This window comes from Hydrogenophaga sp. UC242_53 (assembly GCF_042696965.1).
GTDB lineage: Bacteria > Pseudomonadota > Gammaproteobacteria > Burkholderiales > Burkholderiaceae_C > Hydrogenophaga.
In genome coordinates this window covers 505,817-526,077 of sequence record NZ_CP170552.1, presented here as the reverse complement: position 1 = coordinate 526,077, position 20,261 = coordinate 505,817, and the positions used below count along the sequence as shown (strand labels likewise).

At 66.9% G+C, this 20,261-nt stretch carries 19 protein-coding genes and 1 pseudogene; 1 reads left to right on the top strand and 19 read right to left on the bottom strand.

The features are described from left to right. The first annotated feature begins 51 nt into the window (after positions 1 to 51). Positions 52 to 552, top strand: a complete 501-nt coding sequence (locus ACFJI0_RS02750; RefSeq protein WP_382323363.1) for a LapA family protein — start codon at positions 52 to 54, stop codon at positions 550 to 552. A 9-nt stretch (positions 553 to 561) separates the two neighbouring features. Here the strand turns inward: ACFJI0_RS02750 and hisF are convergent, their stop codons facing one another. The 19 genes and pseudogenes from hisF to ACFJI0_RS02655 all read right to left on the bottom strand — a co-directional run bounded on the left by hisF (position 562) and on the right by ACFJI0_RS02655 (position 20,248). Further along, positions 562 to 1,341, bottom strand: a complete 780-nt coding sequence (gene hisF / locus ACFJI0_RS02745) for an imidazole glycerol phosphate synthase subunit HisF (RefSeq protein WP_382323362.1) — start codon at positions 1,339 to 1,341, stop codon at positions 562 to 564. Between the two features lie 8 nt (positions 1,342 to 1,349). Next, entirely contained in the window at positions 1,350 to 2,090 is a 741-nt protein-coding gene (gene hisA, locus ACFJI0_RS02740; protein ID WP_291121393.1) for a 1-(5-phosphoribosyl)-5-[(5-phosphoribosylamino)methylideneamino]imidazole-4-carboxamide isomerase, read from the bottom strand. Positions 2,091 to 2,117: 27 nt separating this feature from the next. Then, entirely contained in the window at positions 2,118 to 2,780 is a 663-nt protein-coding gene (hisH, locus tag ACFJI0_RS02735) for an imidazole glycerol phosphate synthase subunit HisH (protein WP_382323361.1), read from the bottom strand. 13 nt (positions 2,781 to 2,793) lie between these two features. Then, positions 2,794 to 3,414, bottom strand: coding sequence for an imidazoleglycerol-phosphate dehydratase HisB (gene hisB / locus ACFJI0_RS02730; protein WP_382161405.1), 621 nt, complete (start codon positions 3,412 to 3,414; stop codon positions 2,794 to 2,796). Further along, positions 3,411 to 4,499, bottom strand: a complete 1,089-nt coding sequence (hisC, locus tag ACFJI0_RS02725) for a histidinol-phosphate transaminase (protein WP_382323360.1) — start codon at positions 4,497 to 4,499, stop codon at positions 3,411 to 3,413. Before hisC ends, hisB begins: the two co-directional genes overlap by 4 nt. Then, positions 4,496 to 5,887, bottom strand: a complete 1,392-nt coding sequence (hisD, locus tag ACFJI0_RS02720; protein WP_382323359.1) for a histidinol dehydrogenase — start codon at positions 5,885 to 5,887, stop codon at positions 4,496 to 4,498. Before hisD ends, hisC begins: the two co-directional genes overlap by 4 nt. Beyond that, entirely contained in the window at positions 5,884 to 6,537 is a 654-nt protein-coding gene (hisG, locus tag ACFJI0_RS02715; protein ID WP_382323358.1) for an ATP phosphoribosyltransferase, read from the bottom strand. The genes hisD and hisG overlap by 4 nt, the downstream gene beginning before the upstream one ends. Further along, positions 6,534 to 7,814, bottom strand: coding sequence for a UDP-N-acetylglucosamine 1-carboxyvinyltransferase (murA, locus tag ACFJI0_RS02710; RefSeq protein ID WP_382323357.1), 1,281 nt, complete (start codon positions 7,812 to 7,814; stop codon positions 6,534 to 6,536). Before murA ends, hisG begins: the two co-directional genes overlap by 4 nt. Positions 7,815 to 7,822: 8 nt before the next feature. Then, on the bottom strand, positions 7,823 to 8,068 hold the full coding sequence (locus ACFJI0_RS02705; protein WP_291118478.1) for a BolA family protein: 246 nt from the start codon (positions 8,066 to 8,068) through the stop codon (positions 7,823 to 7,825). Positions 8,069 to 8,077: 9 nt separating this feature from the next. Continuing rightward, a complete protein-coding gene (locus ACFJI0_RS02700) occupies positions 8,078 to 8,833 on the bottom strand; it encodes an ABC transporter permease (RefSeq protein WP_382323356.1) in 756 nt (251 codons plus the stop codon). Continuing rightward, positions 8,830 to 9,768, bottom strand: a complete 939-nt coding sequence (locus ACFJI0_RS02695; protein WP_382161421.1) for an ABC transporter ATP-binding protein — start codon at positions 9,766 to 9,768, stop codon at positions 8,830 to 8,832. Before ACFJI0_RS02695 ends, ACFJI0_RS02700 begins: the two co-directional genes overlap by 4 nt. A gap of 119 nt (positions 9,769 to 9,887) precedes the next feature. Beyond that, positions 9,888 to 10,163, bottom strand: a complete 276-nt coding sequence (locus tag ACFJI0_RS02690; RefSeq protein WP_382323355.1) for an STAS domain-containing protein — start codon at positions 10,161 to 10,163, stop codon at positions 9,888 to 9,890. 4 nt (positions 10,164 to 10,167) lie between these two features. Beyond that, on the bottom strand, positions 10,168 to 10,797 hold the full coding sequence (locus tag ACFJI0_RS02685; RefSeq protein ID WP_382323354.1) for a phospholipid-binding protein MlaC: 630 nt from the start codon (positions 10,795 to 10,797) through the stop codon (positions 10,168 to 10,170). 122 nt (positions 10,798 to 10,919) lie between these two features. Then, on the bottom strand, positions 10,920 to 11,657 hold the full coding sequence (locus tag ACFJI0_RS02680) for a VacJ family lipoprotein (protein ID WP_382323353.1): 738 nt from the start codon (positions 11,655 to 11,657) through the stop codon (positions 10,920 to 10,922). A 109-nt stretch (positions 11,658 to 11,766) separates the two neighbouring features. Beyond that, on the bottom strand, positions 11,767 to 12,255 hold the full coding sequence (gene mlaD, locus ACFJI0_RS02675; RefSeq protein WP_382323352.1) for an outer membrane lipid asymmetry maintenance protein MlaD: 489 nt from the start codon (positions 12,253 to 12,255) through the stop codon (positions 11,767 to 11,769). A gap of 15 nt (positions 12,256 to 12,270) precedes the next feature. Continuing rightward, positions 12,271 to 13,053 (bottom strand): lipid asymmetry maintenance ABC transporter permease subunit MlaE, encoded by a 783-nt coding sequence (gene mlaE / locus ACFJI0_RS02670; RefSeq protein ID WP_297397875.1) that lies wholly within the window; start codon positions 13,051 to 13,053, stop codon positions 12,271 to 12,273. Next, positions 13,050 to 13,877 carry an ABC transporter ATP-binding protein gene (locus tag ACFJI0_RS02665; RefSeq protein ID WP_382323351.1) on the bottom strand — a complete coding sequence of 276 codons (828 nt, stop codon included), beginning with the start codon at positions 13,875 to 13,877 and terminating at the stop codon, positions 13,050 to 13,052. The genes mlaE and ACFJI0_RS02665 overlap by 4 nt, the downstream gene beginning before the upstream one ends. A gap of 89 nt (positions 13,878 to 13,966) precedes the next feature. Further along, positions 13,967 to 15,433, bottom strand: a complete 1,467-nt coding sequence (locus ACFJI0_RS02660; protein WP_382323350.1) for a glutamate synthase subunit beta — start codon at positions 15,431 to 15,433, stop codon at positions 13,967 to 13,969. 35 nt (positions 15,434 to 15,468) lie between these two features. Continuing rightward, positions 15,469 to 20,248, bottom strand: a pseudogene (locus tag ACFJI0_RS02655) (glutamate synthase-related protein). Between the last annotated feature and the right edge of the window lie 13 nt (positions 20,249 to 20,261).

Genomic DNA, 20,261 nt, shown 5'->3' with positions numbered 1-20,261 from the left:
GGCACCGGTCCGAGGCACACCGCCCCGTCCCCAACCATGACAAGGAACACCATGAAACTCCGCACCCTGCTCCTGGTCCTCTTCATCCTGTTCATCGCGGGCTTCGTGGCCCTGAACTTCGAACAGATCCTGCAACCCACCGCGCTCAATTTCGGTTTCACCCAGGTGCAAGCGCCCATGGGCCTGGTGTTGCTGGGCATGCTGGCCCTGGTGCTCGTGGTGTTTCTGGTCGCGCTGGTGTACTACCAGACGCTGCATCTGATGGAGGTCCGCCGCATCACCCGCGAGGCGGCCGACCAGCGCCTGCTGGCCGACAAGGCCGAAGCTTCGCGCTTCACCGAGCTGCGGCAATACCTGCAGACCGAACTGCAGGCCACCACGGCACGCGAACAGGCGTTGTCGGAGAAGGTGCACACCAAGCTGGACCAGGTCCAGTCCGCGCTGACCCAGGTGATCGAGCAGACCGGCAACAGCGTGAGTGCGAGCGTGGGCGAGCTGGAAGACCGGCTGGAGCGCCAGCTTCCACCCCGCCACAGCGGCGACCACCTCTGAAGAAACGCCTCAGCGCCGGACCGGGATGCCGCGTTCGGCCATGCGCGCCTTGGCCTGCGCCACGGTGAACTCGCCGTAGTGGAAGATGCTGGCGGCCAGCACGGCATCCGCCCCACCCTGTTGCACGCCATCGGCCAGGTGGTCAAGGTTGCCCACGCCCCCCGAAGCGATCACCGGCACGCTCACCGCGTCGGCCACCGCGCGGGTCAGCGCCAGATCGAAGCCGGACTTGGTGCCATCGCGGTCCATGCTGGTGAGCAGGATTTCGCCGGCACCGAAGTCAGCCATCTTCGAGGCCCAGGCCACGGCGTCCAGGCCGGTGTTCTTGCGCCCACCGTGGCTGTAGACGTCCCAGCCTTCGCCGCGCTGGGCCAGGTCGTCGCCCTGGCGGCGCTTGGCGTCGATCGCGACCACGATGCACTGCGCACCGTACTTGTCCGACGCGTCGCGGATCACCTGCGGGTTGGCGATCGCAGCCGAGTTGAAGCTGGTCTTGTCGGCGCCGGCATTGAGCAGGCGGCGGACGTCTTCCACCGTGCGCACGCCACCACCCACCGTGAGCGGAATGAAGACCTGCGAAGCGACGGCCTCGATGATGTGCAGGATCAGGTCCCGGCCATCGGAGGTGGCGGTGATGTCCAGGAAAGTGAGTTCGTCGGCACCCTGCTCGTTGTAGCGGGCGGCGATTTCCACCGGGTCGCCCGCATCGCGCAATTCCACGAAGTTGACGCCCTTGACGACGCGGCCGCCGGTGACGTCCAGGCAGGGAATGATGCGCTTGGCAAGCATGGGCTGCGTTATCCGTTGAGGTCGTCGGCCAGCTGCTGCGCGGCCTCGAAGTCGAGGTCGCCGCTGTAGATCGAGCGGCCACAGATCACGCCTTCGACGCCTTCGTCTTCCACGGCGCACAGCGCGCGGATGTCTTCCAGGTTGGACAGGCCGCCCGAGGCGATCACGGGAATCGACAGCGCCTGCGCCAGCTTGACGGTGGCCTCGATGTTGATGCCCGAAAGCATGCCGTCGCGGCCGATGTCGGTGTAGATGATGCCTTCGACGCCGTAGTCCTCGAACTTCTTGCCCAGGTCCACCACCTCGTGGCCGGTGAGCTTGCTCCAGCCATCGGTGGCAACCTTGCCGTCCTTGGCGTCCAGGCCCACGATGATGTGGCCGCCGAACGCCGTGCAGGCGTCCTGCAGGAAGCCTGGGTTCTTCACCGCCGCCGTGCCGATGATCACGTAGCGCAGGCCGGCGTCCAGGTAACGCTCGATGGTGTCGAGGTCGCGGATGCCACCGCCCAGCTGCACGTCCACTTCCGAACCCACCTCCTTGAGGATGGCGCGGATCGCCTGCTCGTTCTTGGGCTTGCCAGCAAAGGCACCGTTGAGGTCCACCAGGTGCACACGGCGCGCGCCCTTGTTGACCCAGCTGCGGGCGATGGCCGCCGGGTCTTCGCCGAACACCGTGGATTGGTCCATGTCGCCCTGTTTGAGGCGAACGCACTGGCCGTCTTTCAGATCAATGGCAGGAATCAGCAGCATGATGGTGTGGGTGAAGGGCGGATGGACTCAGGGATTCCAGGACAGGAAATTGCGGTAGAGCGCCAGCCCCTGATCGGCGCTTTTTTCCGGGTGAAACTGGGTGGCAAAAATATTATCGCGGGCAATGGCCGCCGCAAAGCGCCCGCCGTAGTCCGCTTCACCCACGCTGTGCACTGCCTGGGCAGGCCGGGCGTAGAAGCTGTGCACAAAATAGAAATAGGCGCCGTCCGCGATGCCCGACCACAGCGGGTGGGCCGGGCCCCGGCCCAGTTCGTGGAACACGGGGTTCCACCCCATCTGGGGCACCTTGAAACGGCTGCCATCGGCCTGCAAACGCCCTTCCAGCTGGAAACGCACGACTTCGCCGGGGATCAGGCCCAGGCCGTCGGTCGGTCCTTCCTCGCTGCGGTCCAGCAACATCTGCATGCCCACGCAGACACCGAACAGCGGTTTGTGGGCGGCAGCGTGCAGCACGGCCTCCAGCAAACCGGACGCGGCAAGCTCACGCATGCAATCGCCCATGTGGCCCTGGCCGGGCAGCACCACGCGGTCGGCGTCCAGCACCTCCTGGGCCTGGGCGGTGACGCGCACCTCCACGTCCTGCGCGCGCGCCACGTGTTGCACCGCCTGCGATACCGAGCGCAGGTTCCCGCTGCCGTAGTCCACCACGGCGACCGTCTTGCGTTTCATCGGGGTGAAGAACTCAGAGCGAGCCTTTGGTCGAGGGAATCACGTCGCCCATGCGCGGGTCGCGCTCCAGGGCCATGCGCAGTGCACGGGCGAAAGCCTTGAACACGGTTTCGGCCTGGTGGTGGGCGTTTTCGCCGTGCAGGTTGTCGATGTGCAGGGTCACGCCGGCGTGGTTGACGAAGCCCTGGAAGAACTCGAAGGCGAGCTGCGTGTCGAAGCCACCGACCATGCCGCTCTTGAACGGCACGCGCATGTGCAGGCCCGGGCGGCCCGAGAAATCGATCACGACGCGCGACAGGGCCTCGTCCAGCGGCACGTAGGCGTGGCCGTAGCGGCGGATGCCCTTCTTGTCGCCCACGGCCTGCGCAAAGGCCTGGCCCAGCGTGATGCCCACGTCTTCCACCGTGTGGTGGCCGTCGATGTGCAGGTCGCCCTTGGCCTGCACGTCGAGGTCGATCAACCCGTGGCGGGCGATCTGGTCCAGCATGTGGTCGAAGAAACCGATGCCGGTGGACAGGCTGGCCTGTCCCGTGCCGTCGAGGTTGATGCGCACGCCGATCTGCGTCTCCGAGGTGTTGCGTTGCACTTGGGCCACGCGGTCGGACACGGCGGGGGCGGGAGGCGTCTGGGTCATAGGGCGGTCTGGAGGGCTCGGATCAGCTGGGCGTTTTCCGACGGTGTACCCACCGTCAGGCGCAGACAATGGGTCAGCAAAGGATGCATTCTAGAAACATTCTTCACCAGAATCCCCTGGGCCTTGAGCGCATCGAAGCAGCGTTGTGCATCGGGCACACGCACCAGCACCATGTTGGCCTCGCTCGGGAAGGGTGTGACGCCCGGCATGGCCGCCAGCGCGTCGATCAGCAAAGCGCGCTGTTCGCGGATCTGCGAGGCCTGGTCGGCGAAAACTTCGGCGTGCTCCAGCGCGAACAGGGCGCACTCGGCGTTGAGCACGCTCACGTTGTACGGCGGGCGCAGTTTGTCGATCTCGTGCACCAGCGCCTGCGCACCCACCATGTAGCCGATGCGCACGCCGGCCAGGCCGAACTTGGAGAGGGTGCGCATGAGCAGCACGTGCGCATGGGCCGCCGGCTGGGCGCGGATCTCGTCCAGCCAGCTGTGGCTAGAGAACGGCTGGTAGGCCTCGTCCATCACCACCAGGCCACCGAAACCGGCCGCCTCGGCGATCAGGCGGCGGATGGTGTCCGCGTTCCAGAGGTTGGCGGTGGGGTTGTTGGGGTAGGCGATGTAGGTGATGGCCGGCTTGTGCTCGCGCATCGCGGCCAGCATGGCCGGCTCGTCCAGCTCGAAATCGGCCGTGAGCGGCACGCCGACGAATTTCAGCCCCTGCAGCTGGGCGCTCATGGCGTACATGACGAAACCCGGCAGGGGGGCCAGGATGGTGGCGCCCGGCAGGTCGCAGCCCATGGCCAGCAGCGAAATCAGTTCATCCGAGCCATTGCCCAGCATAAGGCCGCAGCCCGCAGGCAGGTCCACGTGACGGGCCAGTGCCTGCCTGAGCTCGTCGATGCGGGCGCCGGGGTAGCGGTGGATCGCCACCGCGCCCAGGCGCGCGCCCAACTCGGCCTGCAGGGCGGGCGGCAGGGCGAACGGGTTCTCCATCGCATCGAGCTTGACCATGCCGGTCGAGTCCTGGATGGCGTAGGCGTGCATGGACTGCACGTCCTGGCGGATCGTGTTCAAAGGGTTCTGGCTCATGAGGCACCCCGCATCGGCGGCACGTCCTTGAGCCGCATTTCGGCCGCGCGCGCATGCGCCTGCAGGCCCTCGCCATAGGCCATTTCGGCCGCGATGGCGCCCAGGCTCTGCGCGCCGGCCTGGCTCACCTCGATCAGGCTGCTGCGTTTCTGGAAGTCGTACACGCCCAAAGGCGAGGAAAAACGCGCGGTGCCGCTGGTGGGCAACACGTGGTTGGGGCCGGCGCAGTAGTCGCCCAGGCTTTCGCTGGTGTACGCGCCGAGGAAGATGGCACCCGCGTGCCGCAGCAGCGGCTCCCAGCGGTGCGGCTCGCTGCTGGACACCTCCAGGTGCTCGGGCGCGATGCGGTTGCTGATCACGCAGGCCTCTTCCATGTCACGGGTGTGGATCAGCGCTCCCCGGTCGTTCAGGCTCTTGGCAATGATGGCCGCGCGCGGCATGCTGGGCAGCAGGCGGTCGATCTCGCGCTGCACCGCGTCGATGTAGGCCGCGTCCGGGCACAGCAGGATGCTCTGGGCCAACTCGTCGTGCTCGGCCTGGCTGAAGAGGTCCATCGCCACCCATTCGGCTGGCGTGCTGCCGTCGGCCAGCACCAGGATTTCGCTCGGGCCGGCGATCATGTCGATACCCACGGTGCCGAACACGCGCTTCTTGGCGCTGGCCACGTAGGCGTTGCCGGGGCCGGTGATCTTGTCGACCTTGGGCACGGTGGCCGTGCCGTAGGCCAGCGCGGCCACCGCCTGCGCGCCGCCGATGGTGAAGGCGCGGGTGACGCCGGCCACATAGGCCGCAGCGAGCACCAGGTCGTTGCGCTCGCCGCGCGCCGAGGTGTCCGAACCACTGCCGCCAGTCGCGGCACTGCCGCGCACCGGCGTGGGCACCACCATGATGATTTCCTGCACGCCGGCCACGTGCGCGGGCACGGCGTTCATGATCAGGCTGGACGGGTAGGCCGCCTTGCCGCCGGGCACGTAGATGCCCACGCGGTCCAGCGGCGTCACCTTCTGGCCCAGCAAGGTGCCGTCCTCGTCGCGGTAGCTCCAGCTTTCGCCGCCGGCCTTCTTCTGCGCTTCGTGGTAGCTGCGCACGCGGCGCGTGGCGGCCTGCAAGGCCTCGCGCTGGGCCGAGGGCAGGCCATCGAACGCGGCCTTGAAGTCGGCTTGCGTCAACTCCAGGTCGGCCATGCCGTCCGCCGTCAGGCCGTCGAAGCGCGCCGTGTATTCCAGCACCGCCGCATCGCCGCGCTCGCGCACATCGGCCAGGATGTCGGCCACGCGCTGCTCGATCGCCCCGTCGGTCTCGGCCGACCAATGCAGGCGGGCCGCAAACTGCGCCTCGAAATCCGCGGCGGTGGTGGACAGGCGGGCTGGGCGGGCGGAGAGGCTCATGAGGAGACGGGATCCTTTTCGATGGCTTGCGCGAAGGCGTCGATGATGGGTCGGATGGCCGCCTGCTTGAGCTTGAGCGAGGCCTGGTTGACCACCAGGCGAGCGCTGATGTCCATGATGCGTTCGACCTCGACCAGGTGGTTGGCCTTGAGCGTGTTGCCGGTGGAGACCAGGTCGACGATGGCGTCGGCCAGGCCGGTCAGCGGCGCCAGCTCCATGCTGCCGTAGAGCTTGATCAGGTCCACGTGCACGCCCTTGCCCGCGAAGAACTCGCGCGCGATGGTGGTGTATTTGGTGGCGACCTTCAGGCGCGAACCCTGGCGCACGGCCGAGGCGTAGTCGAAGTCGGCGCGCACCGCCACGCTCACGCGGCAGCGCGAGATGTGGAGGTCCAGCGGCTGGTACAGGCCCTGCGCACCGTGTTCGATCAGCGTGTCCTTGCCGGTCACGCCGATGTCGGCACCGCCATATTCCACATAGGTGGGCACATCGGTCGCACGCACCAGCACCACACGCACCTCGGGGTTGCTGGTCGGCAGGATGAGCTTGCGCGACTTCTCGGGGTCTTCCAGCACCTCGATGCCCGCGGCCTTGAGCAGCGGCAGGGTCTCGTCGAAGATGCGGCCTTTGGAGAGGGCGAGAGTGATCATTTGATGCGTTCGATGTCCGCGCCGATGCCGCGCAGTTTGGCTTCCATCTGGTCGTAACCGCGGTCCAGGTGGTAGATGCGGTCGACGATGGTTTCACCGTCGGCCACGAGGCCGGCGATCACCAGGCTGGCCGAAGCGCGCAGGTCGGTGGCGATCACGGTGGCACCCGACAGGCGAGGAATGCCCTCGATGATCGCCACCTTGCCGTCCGTCTGGATGCGCGCGCCCAGCCGCACCAGCTCGTTGACGTGCATGAAGCGGTTTTCGAAGATGGTCTCGGTCACCTTGCTCGCGCCGTCGGCGATGCAGTTGAGCGTCATGAACTGGGCCTGCATGTCGGTCGGGAAGCCCGGGTACTCGGTGGTGCGAAAGCTCTGCGCCTTCAGGCGGCCGGAGGCGCGCACGCGGATGAAGTCACCACGCGCGTCTTTGCCGGCCTCGATCTGGGCCCCCGCCTCGCGCAGCTTGTCGATCACGGCGTCGAGGTGGTCGGCGCGGCCATGGCGCAGCACCACGTCGCCACCCGCGGCGGCCACGGCGCACAGGAAAGTGCCGGTCTCGATGCGGTCGGCCACCACCTGGTGCGTGCAGCCCTGCAGGCGGTCCACGCCCTGCACGTGGATGCGGCTGGTGCCGTGGCCCTCGATCTTCGCGCCCATGGCGATCAGCATTTCCGCCAGGTCACCGATCTCGGGTTCCTGCGCCGCGTTCTCCAGCACCGTCTCGCCCTGGGCGAGCGCGGCGGCCATGAGGAAGTTCTCGGTGCCGGTGACGGTCACCATGTCGGTGGCGATGCGCGCGCCGTGCAGGCGCGTCTTGCCCGCGGGCAGCTTCGCGACCATGTAGCCGTGCTCGACCACGATCTCCGCGCCCATGGCCTGCATGCCCTTGATGTGCTGGTCCACCGGCCGGGAGCCGATGGCACAGCCGCCCGGCAGCGACACGCGGGCGTGACCAAAGCGCGCCAGCAGCGGGCCAAGGACCAGCACCGACGCGCGCATGGTCTTGACCAGCTCGTACGGCGCCTCGGCCTTGATCGGGTCGGCCGCCTGCAGGGTGATGCCGCTGCGGTCCTCCTGGGTCTGCGTCTGCACGCCCATGTTGTCGAGCAGCTTGCGCATGGTGACCACATCCTGCAGACGCGGCAGGTTGTTCAGCGTCACCGGCTCGGAGGTGAGTAGCGCGGCGCACAGTTCGGGCAGCGCGGCATTCTTGGCGCCGGAGATGGTCACCTCACCCTGCAGGGTGCGGCCGCCGTTGATTCGCAGTTTGTCCATGGGGCGCGTCAGTTACGGGGTTGTGTGGCCCATTCGGCGGGCGTGAAGGTCTTCATCGACAGGGCATGCACCTCGTCGGTCTGGATGCGTCCGCCCAGCGTGCCGTAGACGGCCTGGTGGCGCTTGATCAGCCGCTGGCCCTCGAACGCGGGCGAGACGATGACCGCCGCCCAGTGGCGGCCGTCACCGGTGACTTCGAGGTGCTCGCAGGGCAGGCCGGCGGCGATGAGGGATTGCAGTTCTTCAGCGGTCATGGGGTTTCGTCAGTGCCGGATCTTGTAGCCGGTCTTGAGCAGGTGCAGCGCGATCGCGCTCACCAGGGCCAGCGCGCTGCCCACCAGGGCCAGGCTGATCCAGGGCGACACGTCGCTCACCCCGAAGAAGCCATAGCGGAAGCCGTCGATCATGTAGAAGAACGGGTTGAGGTGGCTCACGCGCTGCCAGAAAGCGGGCAGGGAATGGATGGAGTAGAACACGCCCGAGAGGAAGGTCATGGGCATGATGATGAAGTTCTGGAACGCGGCCATCTGGTCGAATTTCTCGGCCCAGAGCCCGGCGATCAGCCCCAGCGTGCCCAGCAGCGCCGCGCCCATGAAGCCGAAGGCCAGGATCCACAGCGGCGCCACCATCGAGGGCTGAGCGAACCACCAGGTGACCAGCATCACGCCCAGGCCCACGGCCAGGCCGCGCACGATGGACGAACCCACGTAGGCCACGAACCAGGCGCGGTGCGACAGCGGCGTGAGCAGCAGGAACACCAGGTTGCCCATGATCTTGCTCTGGATCAGCGAGGACGAACTGTTGGCAAAGGCGTTCTGCAGCACGCTCATCATCACCAGGCCGGGCAGCAGGAAGGCGGTGTAGCTCACCGAGTCGTAGACCTGCACCCTGTCTTCGAGCACGTGGCCGAAAATCATGAGGTAGAGGATGGCCGTGATGACGGGCGCGGCCACGGTCTGGAAGCCGACCTTCCAGAAGCGCAGCACTTCCTTGTAGAACAGGGTCTGCCAGCCGGTCATGCTGCGACCTCCGCGGGCGAGCTGGCGCGCGGTTGCGCACCAGTGAGGTCCAGGAACACGTCTTCCAGATCGGCCTTGCGGATCTCGATGTCCTCGGGCGAGACGCCCACCTCGCGCAGGCGCGCCAGGATGCGCTCGACCGCCAGCGCGTCGTTGGCCGGCAGCTGCACCACGCGGCCGGTGATGCGGGCCTGCACGGCGAGATCGATCGGCAGGGCCGCGTCGGTCTTGAAGCGCAGCACGTTGGAGGCCGCACGCGCCAGCAGCGCGGAGGTGGATTCGAGCGCCACCACCCTGCCCTGCTTGAGCATGGCGATGCGGCCGCACAGGGCCTCGGCCTCTTCCAGGTAGTGCGTGGTCAACAGCACCGTGCTGCCCAGGCGCTTGTTGAGGTCCGAGACGAACTGCCAAAGGGTCTGACGCAGCTCCACGTCCACGCCAGCGGTGGGCTCGTCAAGCACGATCACCGGCGGCTTGTGCACCAGCGCCTGCGCGATCAGCACGCGGCGCTTCATGCCGCCCGAGAGCTGGCGCATGTTGGCCGTGGCCTTGTCGGCCAGGCCCAGGCCTTCGAGCAGTTCGTCGATCCAGGCGTCGTTGCGCTGGATGCCGAAGTAACCGGACTGGATGCGCAAGGCCTCGCGCACGTTGAAGAAGGGGTCGAACACCAGTTCCTGCGGCACCACGCCGAGCTGGCGGCGGGCGGTGGCGTAGTCGGCCTGCACGTCGGCGCCGTGCACCAGCACGCGGCCCGAGGTGGCGCGCGCCAGGCCCGCGAGCACGCTGATGAGGGTGGTCTTGCCCGCACCGTTGGGGCCGAGCAGGCCGAAGAACTCGCCGGGTTCGATGTCGAAGGACACCGATTGCAGCGCGTGCAGGTCACCGCGCGGGGTCGAGTAGGTCTTGGAAACGTGCTGGAAGGAGACGGCTGGCATGCGCGGGCGGGACCCATGGGTCACCGGCCACGGGGCAGGACATCTGGCGCCCGCCGGTGAACCGGGTATTTTATGCGCGCCCCTCCCGCCGCGCTGGCGCGGGGTCGCTTGGCCGCGCCTCAGGCCGCGAGCAGTTCGTGCACGCCGTAGAGCGAGGCGAGGTCTTCCAGCCGCCGGGGCCAGCCGCTGACCTGCAAGGCCTTGCCCTGGGTCAACAGGCGGCGGCGCAGCTCCAGCAGCACCGACAGCGCCGAGGAGTCGAACACCTGCAACGGGCGGGCGTTGACCACCACCGTGGCCTCCGACTGGCCGGCCAGCTCACCGCCGAGGCGCGCCAGGGTCTGGTCCGCCTCGACCAAAGTCAGCCGCTCGGGCAATTCAAGCGTGGTAGGCATGGCGTCAGCTGGCCTTGGGGGCCGCACCGCTCTTGTTGCGCTGCGCCAGCGAAGCGATCAGGCCGTCGATGCCCTTGCTGCTGATTTCCTGGGCGAACTGGGTGCGGTAGGTTTCGACCAGCCAGACGCCAAGCACGTTCAGGTCATAGATCTTCCAGCCGGCGGGCGTCTTTTCCATGCGGTAGTCGAGCTGGATCGGATCGCCCTTGCCCCGCACCTCGGAGCGCACCACCACCTCGGTGTCCTCGGGCTTGGAGCGCATCGGGCGGAAGCTCAGGGTCTGGTCCCGGACCTCGCCCAACGCGCCCGAATAGGTGCGCACCAGCAGGGTCTTGAACTCGTCCTGCAGCTGCTTCTGCTGCTCGGGCGTGGCCTGGCGCCAGTAGCGGCCCACCACGGAAGCGGTCATGCGCGAGAAATTCACGTTGGGCATGATCTTGCTGTCCACCAGCGCGATGATGCGGTTCACGTCACCCGCCTGGATGGCCGGGTCGGCCTTGATGGTGGCCAGCACCTCGGCGGACAGGCGCTTGACCATGGCGTCCGGCGCCTCGTCCTGTGCGAGCGCGGGAAGCGAGACAACACCCGCTGCGGCAGACATCAACAGGGCGGCGAGCCAGGAGCGGCGTTTCATCATGTGGTTCCTTTCGAGGCCAGGCGGCCTTGCTGCAGACACCGCAGCGTAGTTCATCCGAGGGCCCGGATTGTGAAGCGGTTCCCCCTCAATCGTTGCGATTCGTATCCGTGTGGCCGTCCTCACTGCTCACCGTCGCCGAGCCCGATGCCCTTGTCGATCAGGTCTTCGATCTGGTTTTGCCGGCGGTTGAGGTAGAAATCGCGCATGAAGCTGTATTTGTCCAGTGCGGCGTCGTCCAGCAGGGTGCCGGCGCGCAGCAGCCCGGCGCGGGTGTCGACCACGCGCAGCGCCATCAGGGAGTTGCGCGTGGGCACATGGTCCACACCCGTCACGGGGTCGCCGACCACGTCCACGATCAAGCCCGTGCCGTCGCGCACCGACGAGGGCCCCAGGAGCGGCAGCACCAGATAAGGGCCCGACGGCGCGCCCCAGCGACCCATCGTCTGGCGAAAATCCAGGCGCGTGCGGGGGATGCCCATTTCACTGGCGATGTCGAGCAAGCCGGCCAGGCCGAACACCGTGTTCACGCTGAAACGCATGAGGTTTTCGGTCGCCTCGCGCGGGCGTAGTTGCAGGCCGGCATTCACCGAGGACCAGAGGTCGCCCAGGTTGCCGAAGAAGTTGCCCACGCCGGTGCGCACCGGGCTGGGCGTGACCTTCTGGTAGGCGGTGGCGACGGGCTTGAGCACCGCCGTGTCCACGGCATCGTTGAACTGGTAGACGCCACGGTTGAACGGTTCGAGCGGATCGCGCGGGTTGGCGTCCGGGCCCGTGGCGCAGCCGGCCATCAATGAAAACGTCAGCGCCAGCGTGGCGCCTTTGCAGACCGCCCCGATGGGGCTGTGAAGGTGTGTCATGTTGTGGGTTCCCCTGGGTTGTGCACCCGGCTGTTGTTTTTGCGAACAGCCTGCATTTTCGGCGCCCCTGGAATGCCTTCGTGAGGGGCGTTGCAAAGCCCCCACAGCGCTATTTCGCCGTTTCGGCTTCCTTGTTGTTGCTGCCATCGGCGGCGCGGCTGAAGAGAAACTGGCTGATCAGGTTCTCCAGGACGATGGCCGATTGCGTCTGGGTCACCACATCGCCGTCGGCGAAGTTGCGCTCGTCGCCACCCGGCTCGATGCCGATGTACTGCTCGCCGAGCAGGCCACTGGTGAGGATCTTGAGCGAGCTGTCCTTGGGGAAGGCGTAGCGCGATTGCAGCTCCAGCCGGATGTTGGCCTGGAAAGTCTTGTCGTCGAAGGTGATGGACTCGACACGACCGACCAACACGCCGGCGCTGCGCACGGCCGCCTTGGGCTTGAGGCCGCCGATGTTGTCGAAGCGGCCGACCACGTGGTAGGTCTTCTCGAAATTCAGGCTGAGCAGGTTGGCCGACTGCAGCGCGAGAAACAGGATGGCGGCCGCGCCGATCAGCACGAACAGCCCCACCCAGACGTCATTTTTGGAAGTTTGCATGTCCGTCCACTCCAATCAGATGCTGAACATCATGGCGGTGAGGACGAAGTCCAGCGCCAGCACGCTCAGCGAAGCCACCACCACCGTGCGGGTGGTGGCGCGAGAAACCCCTTCGGGCGTGGGATGCGCATCGAAGCCCTGCAGCAGGGCCACGAAGGTGACGGCGAAGCCGAACACCACGCTCTTGATGATGCCGTTGCCCACGTCGGCCCAGACGTCCACCCCGCCTTGCATCTGGCTCCAGAAGGCGCCGCCGTCCAGGCCGATGAGCAGCACGCCCACCACCCAGCCACCCACGATGCCCACGGCGCTGAACACCGCGGCGAGCAAGGGCATGGTGATGACGCCAGCCACGAAACGCGGCGCCAGCACGCGGCGCACCGGGTCGACGGCCATCATTTCCATGGCGCTGAGCTGCTCGCCGGCCTTCATGAGGCCGATCTCGGCCGTGAGCGAGGTGCCGGCGCGGCCCGCGAACAGCAGGGCCGTGACCACCGGGCCGAGTTCGCGCATGAGCGAGAGCGCCACCAGCAGGCCCAGCGCCTCGGTGGCGCCGTAGCGCTGCAGCGTGTAGTAACCCTGCAGGCTGAGCACGAAGCCGACGAACAGGCCGGAGACGCTGATGATGGCCAGTGAGTGGTTGCCCAGGAAATGGATCTGGTCGCGCACCAGCGAGGGCCGGCGCAGCGCGGCCCCCATCAGCCACACCAGGCGCCCGAACAGGCGGGTGCCATGGCCGATGCCGGCGAGTTGCAGGCGCACCGCACGGCCCACGCGGGCGGGATGCAGGGCATTCATGGGCGTGCTCCCCGGCGGGTGGGGCCGAAATCTTCCAGGAGTTCCGGGCCCGGGTGGTGGAAACGCACCGGCCCGTCGGGCAGGGCGTTGACGAACTGGTGCACCAGCGGATCCTGACTGTGCCGCACTTCCTCGGGCGTGCCCTGGGCGGCGATCTTGCCGTTGGCCAGCACGATCACTTGGTCGGCGATATGGAAGGTTTCGTCGAGGTCGTGCGAGACCACGATGCTGGTCAGCCCCATGGCATCGTTGAGCTGGCGAATCAGGCGCGCGGCGGTGCCGAGCGAAATCGGGTCCAGGCCGGCGAAGGGCTCGTCGTACATCACGAGTTCGGGGTCCAGCGCGATCGCGCGCGCCAGCGCCACGCGCCGGGCCATGCCGCCGGAGAGCTCGCTGGGCATGAGGTCGCGTGCACCGCGCAGGCCGACCGCGTTGAGCTTCATCAACACGATGTCGCGCACCATGGCTTCGGGCAACTGCGTGTGCTCGCGCAACGGGAAGGCCACGTTGTCGAACACACTCATGTCGGTGAACAAGGCGCCGAACTGGAACAGCATGCCCATGCGCCGACGCGCTTCGTACAGCGCCTTCGGGCCCATGGTGGTGACGTCCTGTCCGTCGAACAGGGTCTGGCCGGACTGGCCGCGGATCTGACCACCGATCAACTTCAGCACCGTGGTCTTGCCGCCGCCGGACGCACCCATGAGCGCCGTGACCTTGCCACGCGGCACGGTCAGCGAGATGTTGTCGAGGATGGCGCGCTCGCCGTAACCGAAGGTCAGGTTGCGCAGTTCGACCAGAGGGGAGGTGGAGTCGGTGGGCATCAAACAAAAACCGGGCAGTTCAGCGCCCGGTTTTTGGATGATACGGGATTCAGGGGTAAACCCTCGACGCCGTTTTGTTTCGATAAATGTCAGCGAGGCAGGTCGGAGAAGCCCATCAGGAATTCGTCCACCGCGCGCGCGGCCTGGCGGCCTTCGCGGATCGCCCACACCACCAGACTCTGGCCACGGCGCATGTCGCCAGCGGCGAACACCTTGGGCACGTTGGTCGCGTAGCCACCCGTGAAGTCGGTGCTGGCCTTGGCGTTGCCGCGCGCGTCCTTCTCGACACCGAAGCCGTCCAGGATGGTGGCGACCGGGTTCACGAAGCCCATGGCGAGCAGCACCATGTCGGCCTTGTAGGTCTTTTCCGTGCCGGGGATCTCGACCAGCTTGCCGTCCTTCATCTCGACGTGCACGGTCGTGAGGCCGGTGACCTTGCCTTTTTCGCCGATGAATTCCTTGGTGGAGATGGCGAACTCGCGCACGCAGCCTTCCTCGTGGCTGGAGCTGGTGCGCAGCTTGAGCGGCCAGTAGGGCCACACCAGGGGTTTGTTCTCTTCTTCCGGCGGCTGCGGCATCACCTCGAACTGCGTGACGCTGACCGCGCCGTGGCGGTTGCTGGTGCCCACGCAGTCGCTGCCGGTGTCGCCGCCGCCGATCACGATGACGTGCTTGCCGTCGGCGCGCAGCTGGCCCTTGAGCTTGTCGCCGGCGTTGACCTTGTTCTGCTGCGGCAGGAACTCCATCGCGAAATGGATGCCGTCGAGATCGCGGCCAGGCACGGGCAGGTCGCGGCTCTGCTCGGAGCCGCCGGTCAGCAGCACGGCATCGAAGTCCTTCTGCAGCTGCTCGGGCGTGACGGTTTCCTTGGCCCAGTTCGTGACCTTGCTGCCCTTGGGCAGGGTGCCGACCATGACGCCGGTGCGGAACACCACGCCTTCGGCTTCCATCTGCTTGACGCGCAGGTCGATGTGGCTCTTCTCCATCTTGAAGTCGGGAATGCCGTAGCGCAGCAGGCCACCGACGCGGTCGTTCTTCTCGAACAGGGTCACGTCATGACCGGCGCGCGCGAGCTGCTGTGCCGCGGCCATGCCGGCCGGGCCCGAACCCACCACGGCGATCTTCTTGCCGGTCTTGTGGCGCGGCGGCTGCGGCTGCACCCAGCCTTCGGCCCAGGCGCGGTCGATGATGGCGTGCTCGATCGACTTGATGCCCACGGCATCGTCGTTCACGTTCAGCGTGCAGGCAGCCTCGCAGGGCGCGGGGCAGATGCGGCCGGTGAACTCGGGGAAGTTGTTGGTGCTGTGCAGCACGGTGATGGCGTTCTGCCAATCGCCCTGGTACACGAGGTCGTTGAAGTCCGGAATGATGTTGTTGACCGGGCAGCCGCTGTTGCAGAACGGCGTGCCGCAGTCCATGCAACGCGCGGCCTGAACCTTGGATTGCGGCTCATTGAGGCCGACGACAAATTCCTTGTAGTGCTTCAGGCGCTCGGGCACGGGCTTGTAGCCCTCTTCCAGACGCTCGTATTCCATGAAGCCGGTGACTTTTCCCATGATGCGATTCCTTCGTGTTCGTGCGTGCGGCGGGCTTACTTGGCGGGCGCCGTGGCTGTTTTCGCCGTGGTCTGGGCCTTGGTGGTGACGACGGCGGCGGCCTTGCGGGCGTGGATCTCGCCCAGGGCGCGCTTGTATTCGTTCGGGAACACCTTCACGAACTTGCCGCGCGACTGCGCCCAGGTGTCGAGCAGTTCGCGCGCGCGCTTGCTGCCGGTCCAGCGGTTGTGCTCCTCCAGCAGCTTCTTCAGCTGCGCTTCGTCGCTCAGGTCGCGGTGCCAGATGGCGCGGTCCAGCGTGGCTTCCTGCTCGGTGGCGGACAGCACCTTTTCCAGGCTGACCATGGCCGTGTTGCAGCGCTTGGCGAAGTCGCCGTCCTCGTCGTACACGTAGGCAATGCCGCCGCTCATGCCGGCGGCGAAGTTGCGACCGGTCTTGCCCAGCACCACCACGGTGCCGCCGGTCATGTATTCACAACCGTGGTCGCCCGTGCCTTCCACCACCGCGGTGGCGCCCGACAGGCGCACCGCGAACCGCTCGCCGGCCACGCCGCTGAAGAAGGCTTCACCGGTGGTGGCGCCGTACATCACGGTGTTGCCCACGATGATGTTGCGCGTGGCTTCGCCGCGGAAGTCGATGCTGGGGCGCACCACCACGCGGCCGCCGGAGAGGCCCTTGCCGGTGTAGTCGTTGGCGTCGCCGATCAGGTACAGCGTGATGCCGCGCGTGAGGAAGGCGCCGAACGACTGGCCGCCCGTGCCCTCGAGCTGGATGCGGATGGTGTCGTCCGGCAGGCCTTCGGGGTGCACCTTCGTCACGGCGCCCGAGAGCATCGCGCCCACCGAGCGGTTGACGTTGCGCGCCACCTCGATGAACTGCACGCGCTCGCCCTTGTCGATCGCCGCGCGCGACTTCTGGATCAGGATGTTGTCGAGCGACTTCTCCAGCCCATGCTCCTGATTCTGGGTGTGGAAACGCGGTACGTCGGCCGGCACGATCGGCTGCGCCAGCAGGCGGCCGAAGTCCAGGCCGCGCGCCTTCCAGTGTTCGATGCCCTGCTTCATGTCCAGCAGGTCGGCGCGGCCGATCAGGTCGTCGAACTTGCGGATGCCCAGCTGCGCCATGATCTGGCGCGCTTCTTCGGCGATGAAGAAGAAGTAGTTCACCACGTGCTCGGGCTTGCCGCTGAATTTCTTGCGCAGCACCGGGTCCTGCGTTGCGCACGCCCACCGGGCAGGTGTTGAGGTGGCACTTGCGCATCATGATGCAGCCCTCGACCACCAGCGGCGCGGTGGCGAAGCCGAATTCGTCGGCGCCGAGCAGGGCACCGATCACCACGTCGCGGCCGGTCTTCATCTGGCCGTCGGCCTGCACGCGGATGCGGCTGCGCAGGCGGTTGAGCACCAGCGTCTGCTGCGTTTCGGCCAGGCCGATTTCCCAAGGGCTGCCGGCGTGCTTGATGGACGACCAGGGCGAGGCGCCCGTGCCGCCGTCGTGGCCCGCGATCACCACGTGGTCGGCCTTGCACTTGCGCACGCCCGCGGCGATGGTGCCCACGCCGATCTCGGACACCAGCTTGACGCTGATGCTGGAGTGCGGCGCGACGTTCTTCAGGTCGTGGATCAGCTGCGCCAGGTCCTCGATGGAGTAGATGTCGTGGTGCGGCGGCGGCGAAATCAGACCCACGCCCGGCACGCTGTGGCGCAGCTTGCCGATGTAGTCGCTCACCTTGCCACCGGGCAGTTGGCCGCCCTCGCCGGGCTTGGCGCCCTGCGCCATCTTGATCTGGATCTGATCGGCGCTGTTGAGGTACTCGGCCGTGACCCCGAAGCGGCCCGAAGCCACCTGCTTGATCTTGGAGCGCATGGAGTCGCCCGCCTGCAGCTCGTAGTCCACCTCGAAGGTGTCCTTGCCCAGCAGGTCCGACATGGTCTGGCCCTGCTTGATCGGGATGCCCTTGAGCTCGTTGCGGTAACGCAGGGCGTCCTCGCCACCTTCACCGGTGTTGCTCTTGCCGCCGATGCGGTTCATCGCCACGGCCAGCGTCGCGTGGGCCTCGGTCGAGATGGAGCCCAGCGACATCGCGCCGGTGGCGAAGCGCTTGACGATCTCCGCCGCCGGCTCGACCTCGTCGATCGAGATCGCGGTGCTGGGGTTGATCTTGAACTCGAACAGGCCACGCAGCGTCATGTGGCGGCGGCTCTGGTCGTTGATGAGCTGCGCGTACTCCTTGTACGTGTTCCAGTTGTTCGCGCGCGTGCTGTGCTGCAGCTTGGCGATGGCGTCGGGCGTCCACATGTGCTCCTCGCCCCGGGCGCGCCAGGCGTATTCGCCGCCGGTTTCCAGCATCGTGGCCAGCACCGGGTCGTCGCCGAAGGCGGCTTTGTGCATGCGAATGCCTTCTTCGGCGATCTCGAACACGCCGATGCCGCCCACGCGGCTGGCGGTGCCGGTGAAGTACTTGTCCACGGTCTCGCTGTTGAGGCCGATCGCCTCGAACAGCTGCGCGCCGCAGTAGGACATGTAGGTCGACACGCCCATCTTGGACATGATCTTGGACAGGCCCTTGCCGATCGCCTTGACGTAGTTGTAGATCGCCTTGTCCGCGCTCAGGTCGCCCGGCAGGCCCTGGCTGATCGCGGCCAGGGTTTCCATGGCCAGGTAGGGGTGCACGGCCTCGGCACCGTAGCCGGCGAGCACGGCGAAGTGGTGCACTTCGCGCGCCGTGCCGGTTTCGACCACCAGGCCGGCGGTGGTGCGCAGGCCTTCACGCACCAGGTGCTGGTGGATCGCGGACAGCGCCAGCAGCGCGGGAATGGCGATCTGCGTGGCGCTGACGGCGCGGTCGCTGATGATCAGGATGTTCTTGCCACCCTTGATCGCGTCCACCGCGCTCGCGCACAGGGAGGCCAGCTTGGCTTCCACGCCTTCGCGGCCCCAGGCCGCGGGGTAGGTGATGTCCAGCGTGTGGCTGCGGAACTTGCCCTGCGTCACGGCATCGATGTCGCGCAGCTTGGCCATGTCGGCGAAGTCGAGTACGGGCTGGCTCACTTCCAGGCGCATCGGCGGGTTGACCTGGTTGATGTCCAGCAGGTTGGGCTTGGGACCGATGAAGGACACCAGCGACATCACGATCGCTTCGCGGATCGGGTCGATCGGCGGGTTGGTCACCTGCGCGAACAGCTGCTTGAAGTAGTTGTAGAGCGGCTTGTTCTTGTCGGAGAGCACGGCCAGCGGGCTGTCGTTGCCCATGGAGCCGATGCCCTCTTCGCCGTTGGCGGCCATCGGGCTCATCAGGAACTTGATGTCTTCCTGCGTGTAGCCGAAGGCCTGCTGGCGGTCCAGCAGCTCGGGCGCCACGCGCTCGACGCCAGCGGACTGCGGCTCGGTGGCAGTGATGCGCTGCTCTTGCGCGGACTCGCCGGCCACCGGCGTTTCCACGTCATCGAGGCGGATGCGCAGGTTGTCGATCCACTGCTTGTAGGGCTTGCTGTTGGCGAGGTTGGCCTTGAGCTCCTCGTCGTCGATCATGCGACCCTGTTCCAGGTCGATCAGGAACATCTTGCCCGGCTGCAGGCGCCACTTGCGCACGATCTTGTTTTCCGGCACGGGCAGCACGCCCGACTCGGAGCCCATGATCACGAAGTCGTCGTCGGTGATGCAGTAGCGCGACGGGCGCAGGCCGTTGCGGTCCAGCGTGGCGCCGATCTGGCGGCCGTCGGTGAACACGATGGAGGCCGGGCCGTCCCAGGGCTCCATCATCGCGGCGTGGTACTCGTAGAAGGCCTTGCGGCGGCCGTCCATGGTGGTGTGCTGCTCCCAGGGCTCGGGAATCATCATCATCACGGCCTGGGCCAGCGGGTAACCCGCCATGGTGAGCAGCTCGAGGCAGTTGTCGAAGGTGGCGGTGTCGGACTGGCTGGCGAAGCTGATCGGGTACAGCTTCTGCAGGTCGGCCCCCAGCACCGGCGAGGACATCACGCCCTCGCGCGCCTTCATCCAGTTGTAGTTGCCCTTGACGGTGTTGATCTCGCCGTTGTGCGCGACATAGCGGTACGGGTGGGCGAGCGGCCATTCGGGAAAGGTGTTGGTCGAGAAACGCTGGTGCACCAGACCCAGGGCCGAAACGCAGCGCTCGTCTTCCAGATCACGGAAGTAGGTGCCCACCTGATCGGCCAGCAACAGGCCCTTGTAGACCACCGTGCGGCTGCTCATGCTGACCACGTAATACTCTTTGCTGTGGGTCAGCTTGAGGCGCTGGATGTTGGCGCTGGCCGTCTTGCGGATCACGTACAGCTTGCGCTCCAGCGCGTCCTGCACGATCACGTCGTTGCCGCGGCCGATGAAGACCTGGCGGATGATCGGCTCCTTCTCGCGCACCGTGGGCGACATGGGCATGTCGCGGTTGACCGGCACGTCGCGCCAACCCAGCAGCACCTGGCCTTCGGCGGCGATCGCACGCTCCATCTCCTGCTCGCAGGCCAGGCGGCTGGCGTGCTCCTTGGGCATGAAGATCATGCCCACGCCGTACTCCCCCGCCGGCGGCAGCGCCACGCCCTGGGCCGCCATCTCCTCGCGGTACAGCGCGTCGGGCAGCTGGATCAACAGCCCTGCCCCGTCGCCCATGAGCTTGTCGGCGCCGACCGCACCCCGGTGATCCAGGTTCTCCAGGATCTTCAGACCCTGCTTCACGATGGCGTGGCTCTTCTCGCCTTTGATGTGGGCCACGAAACCCACGCCACAAGCGTCGTGCTCGTGGGAAGGGTCGTACAGACCGTGTTGCTGGAGGTGCTGTTGTTCGGCTGCCGTGGTCATGGCGCTTCCTTCT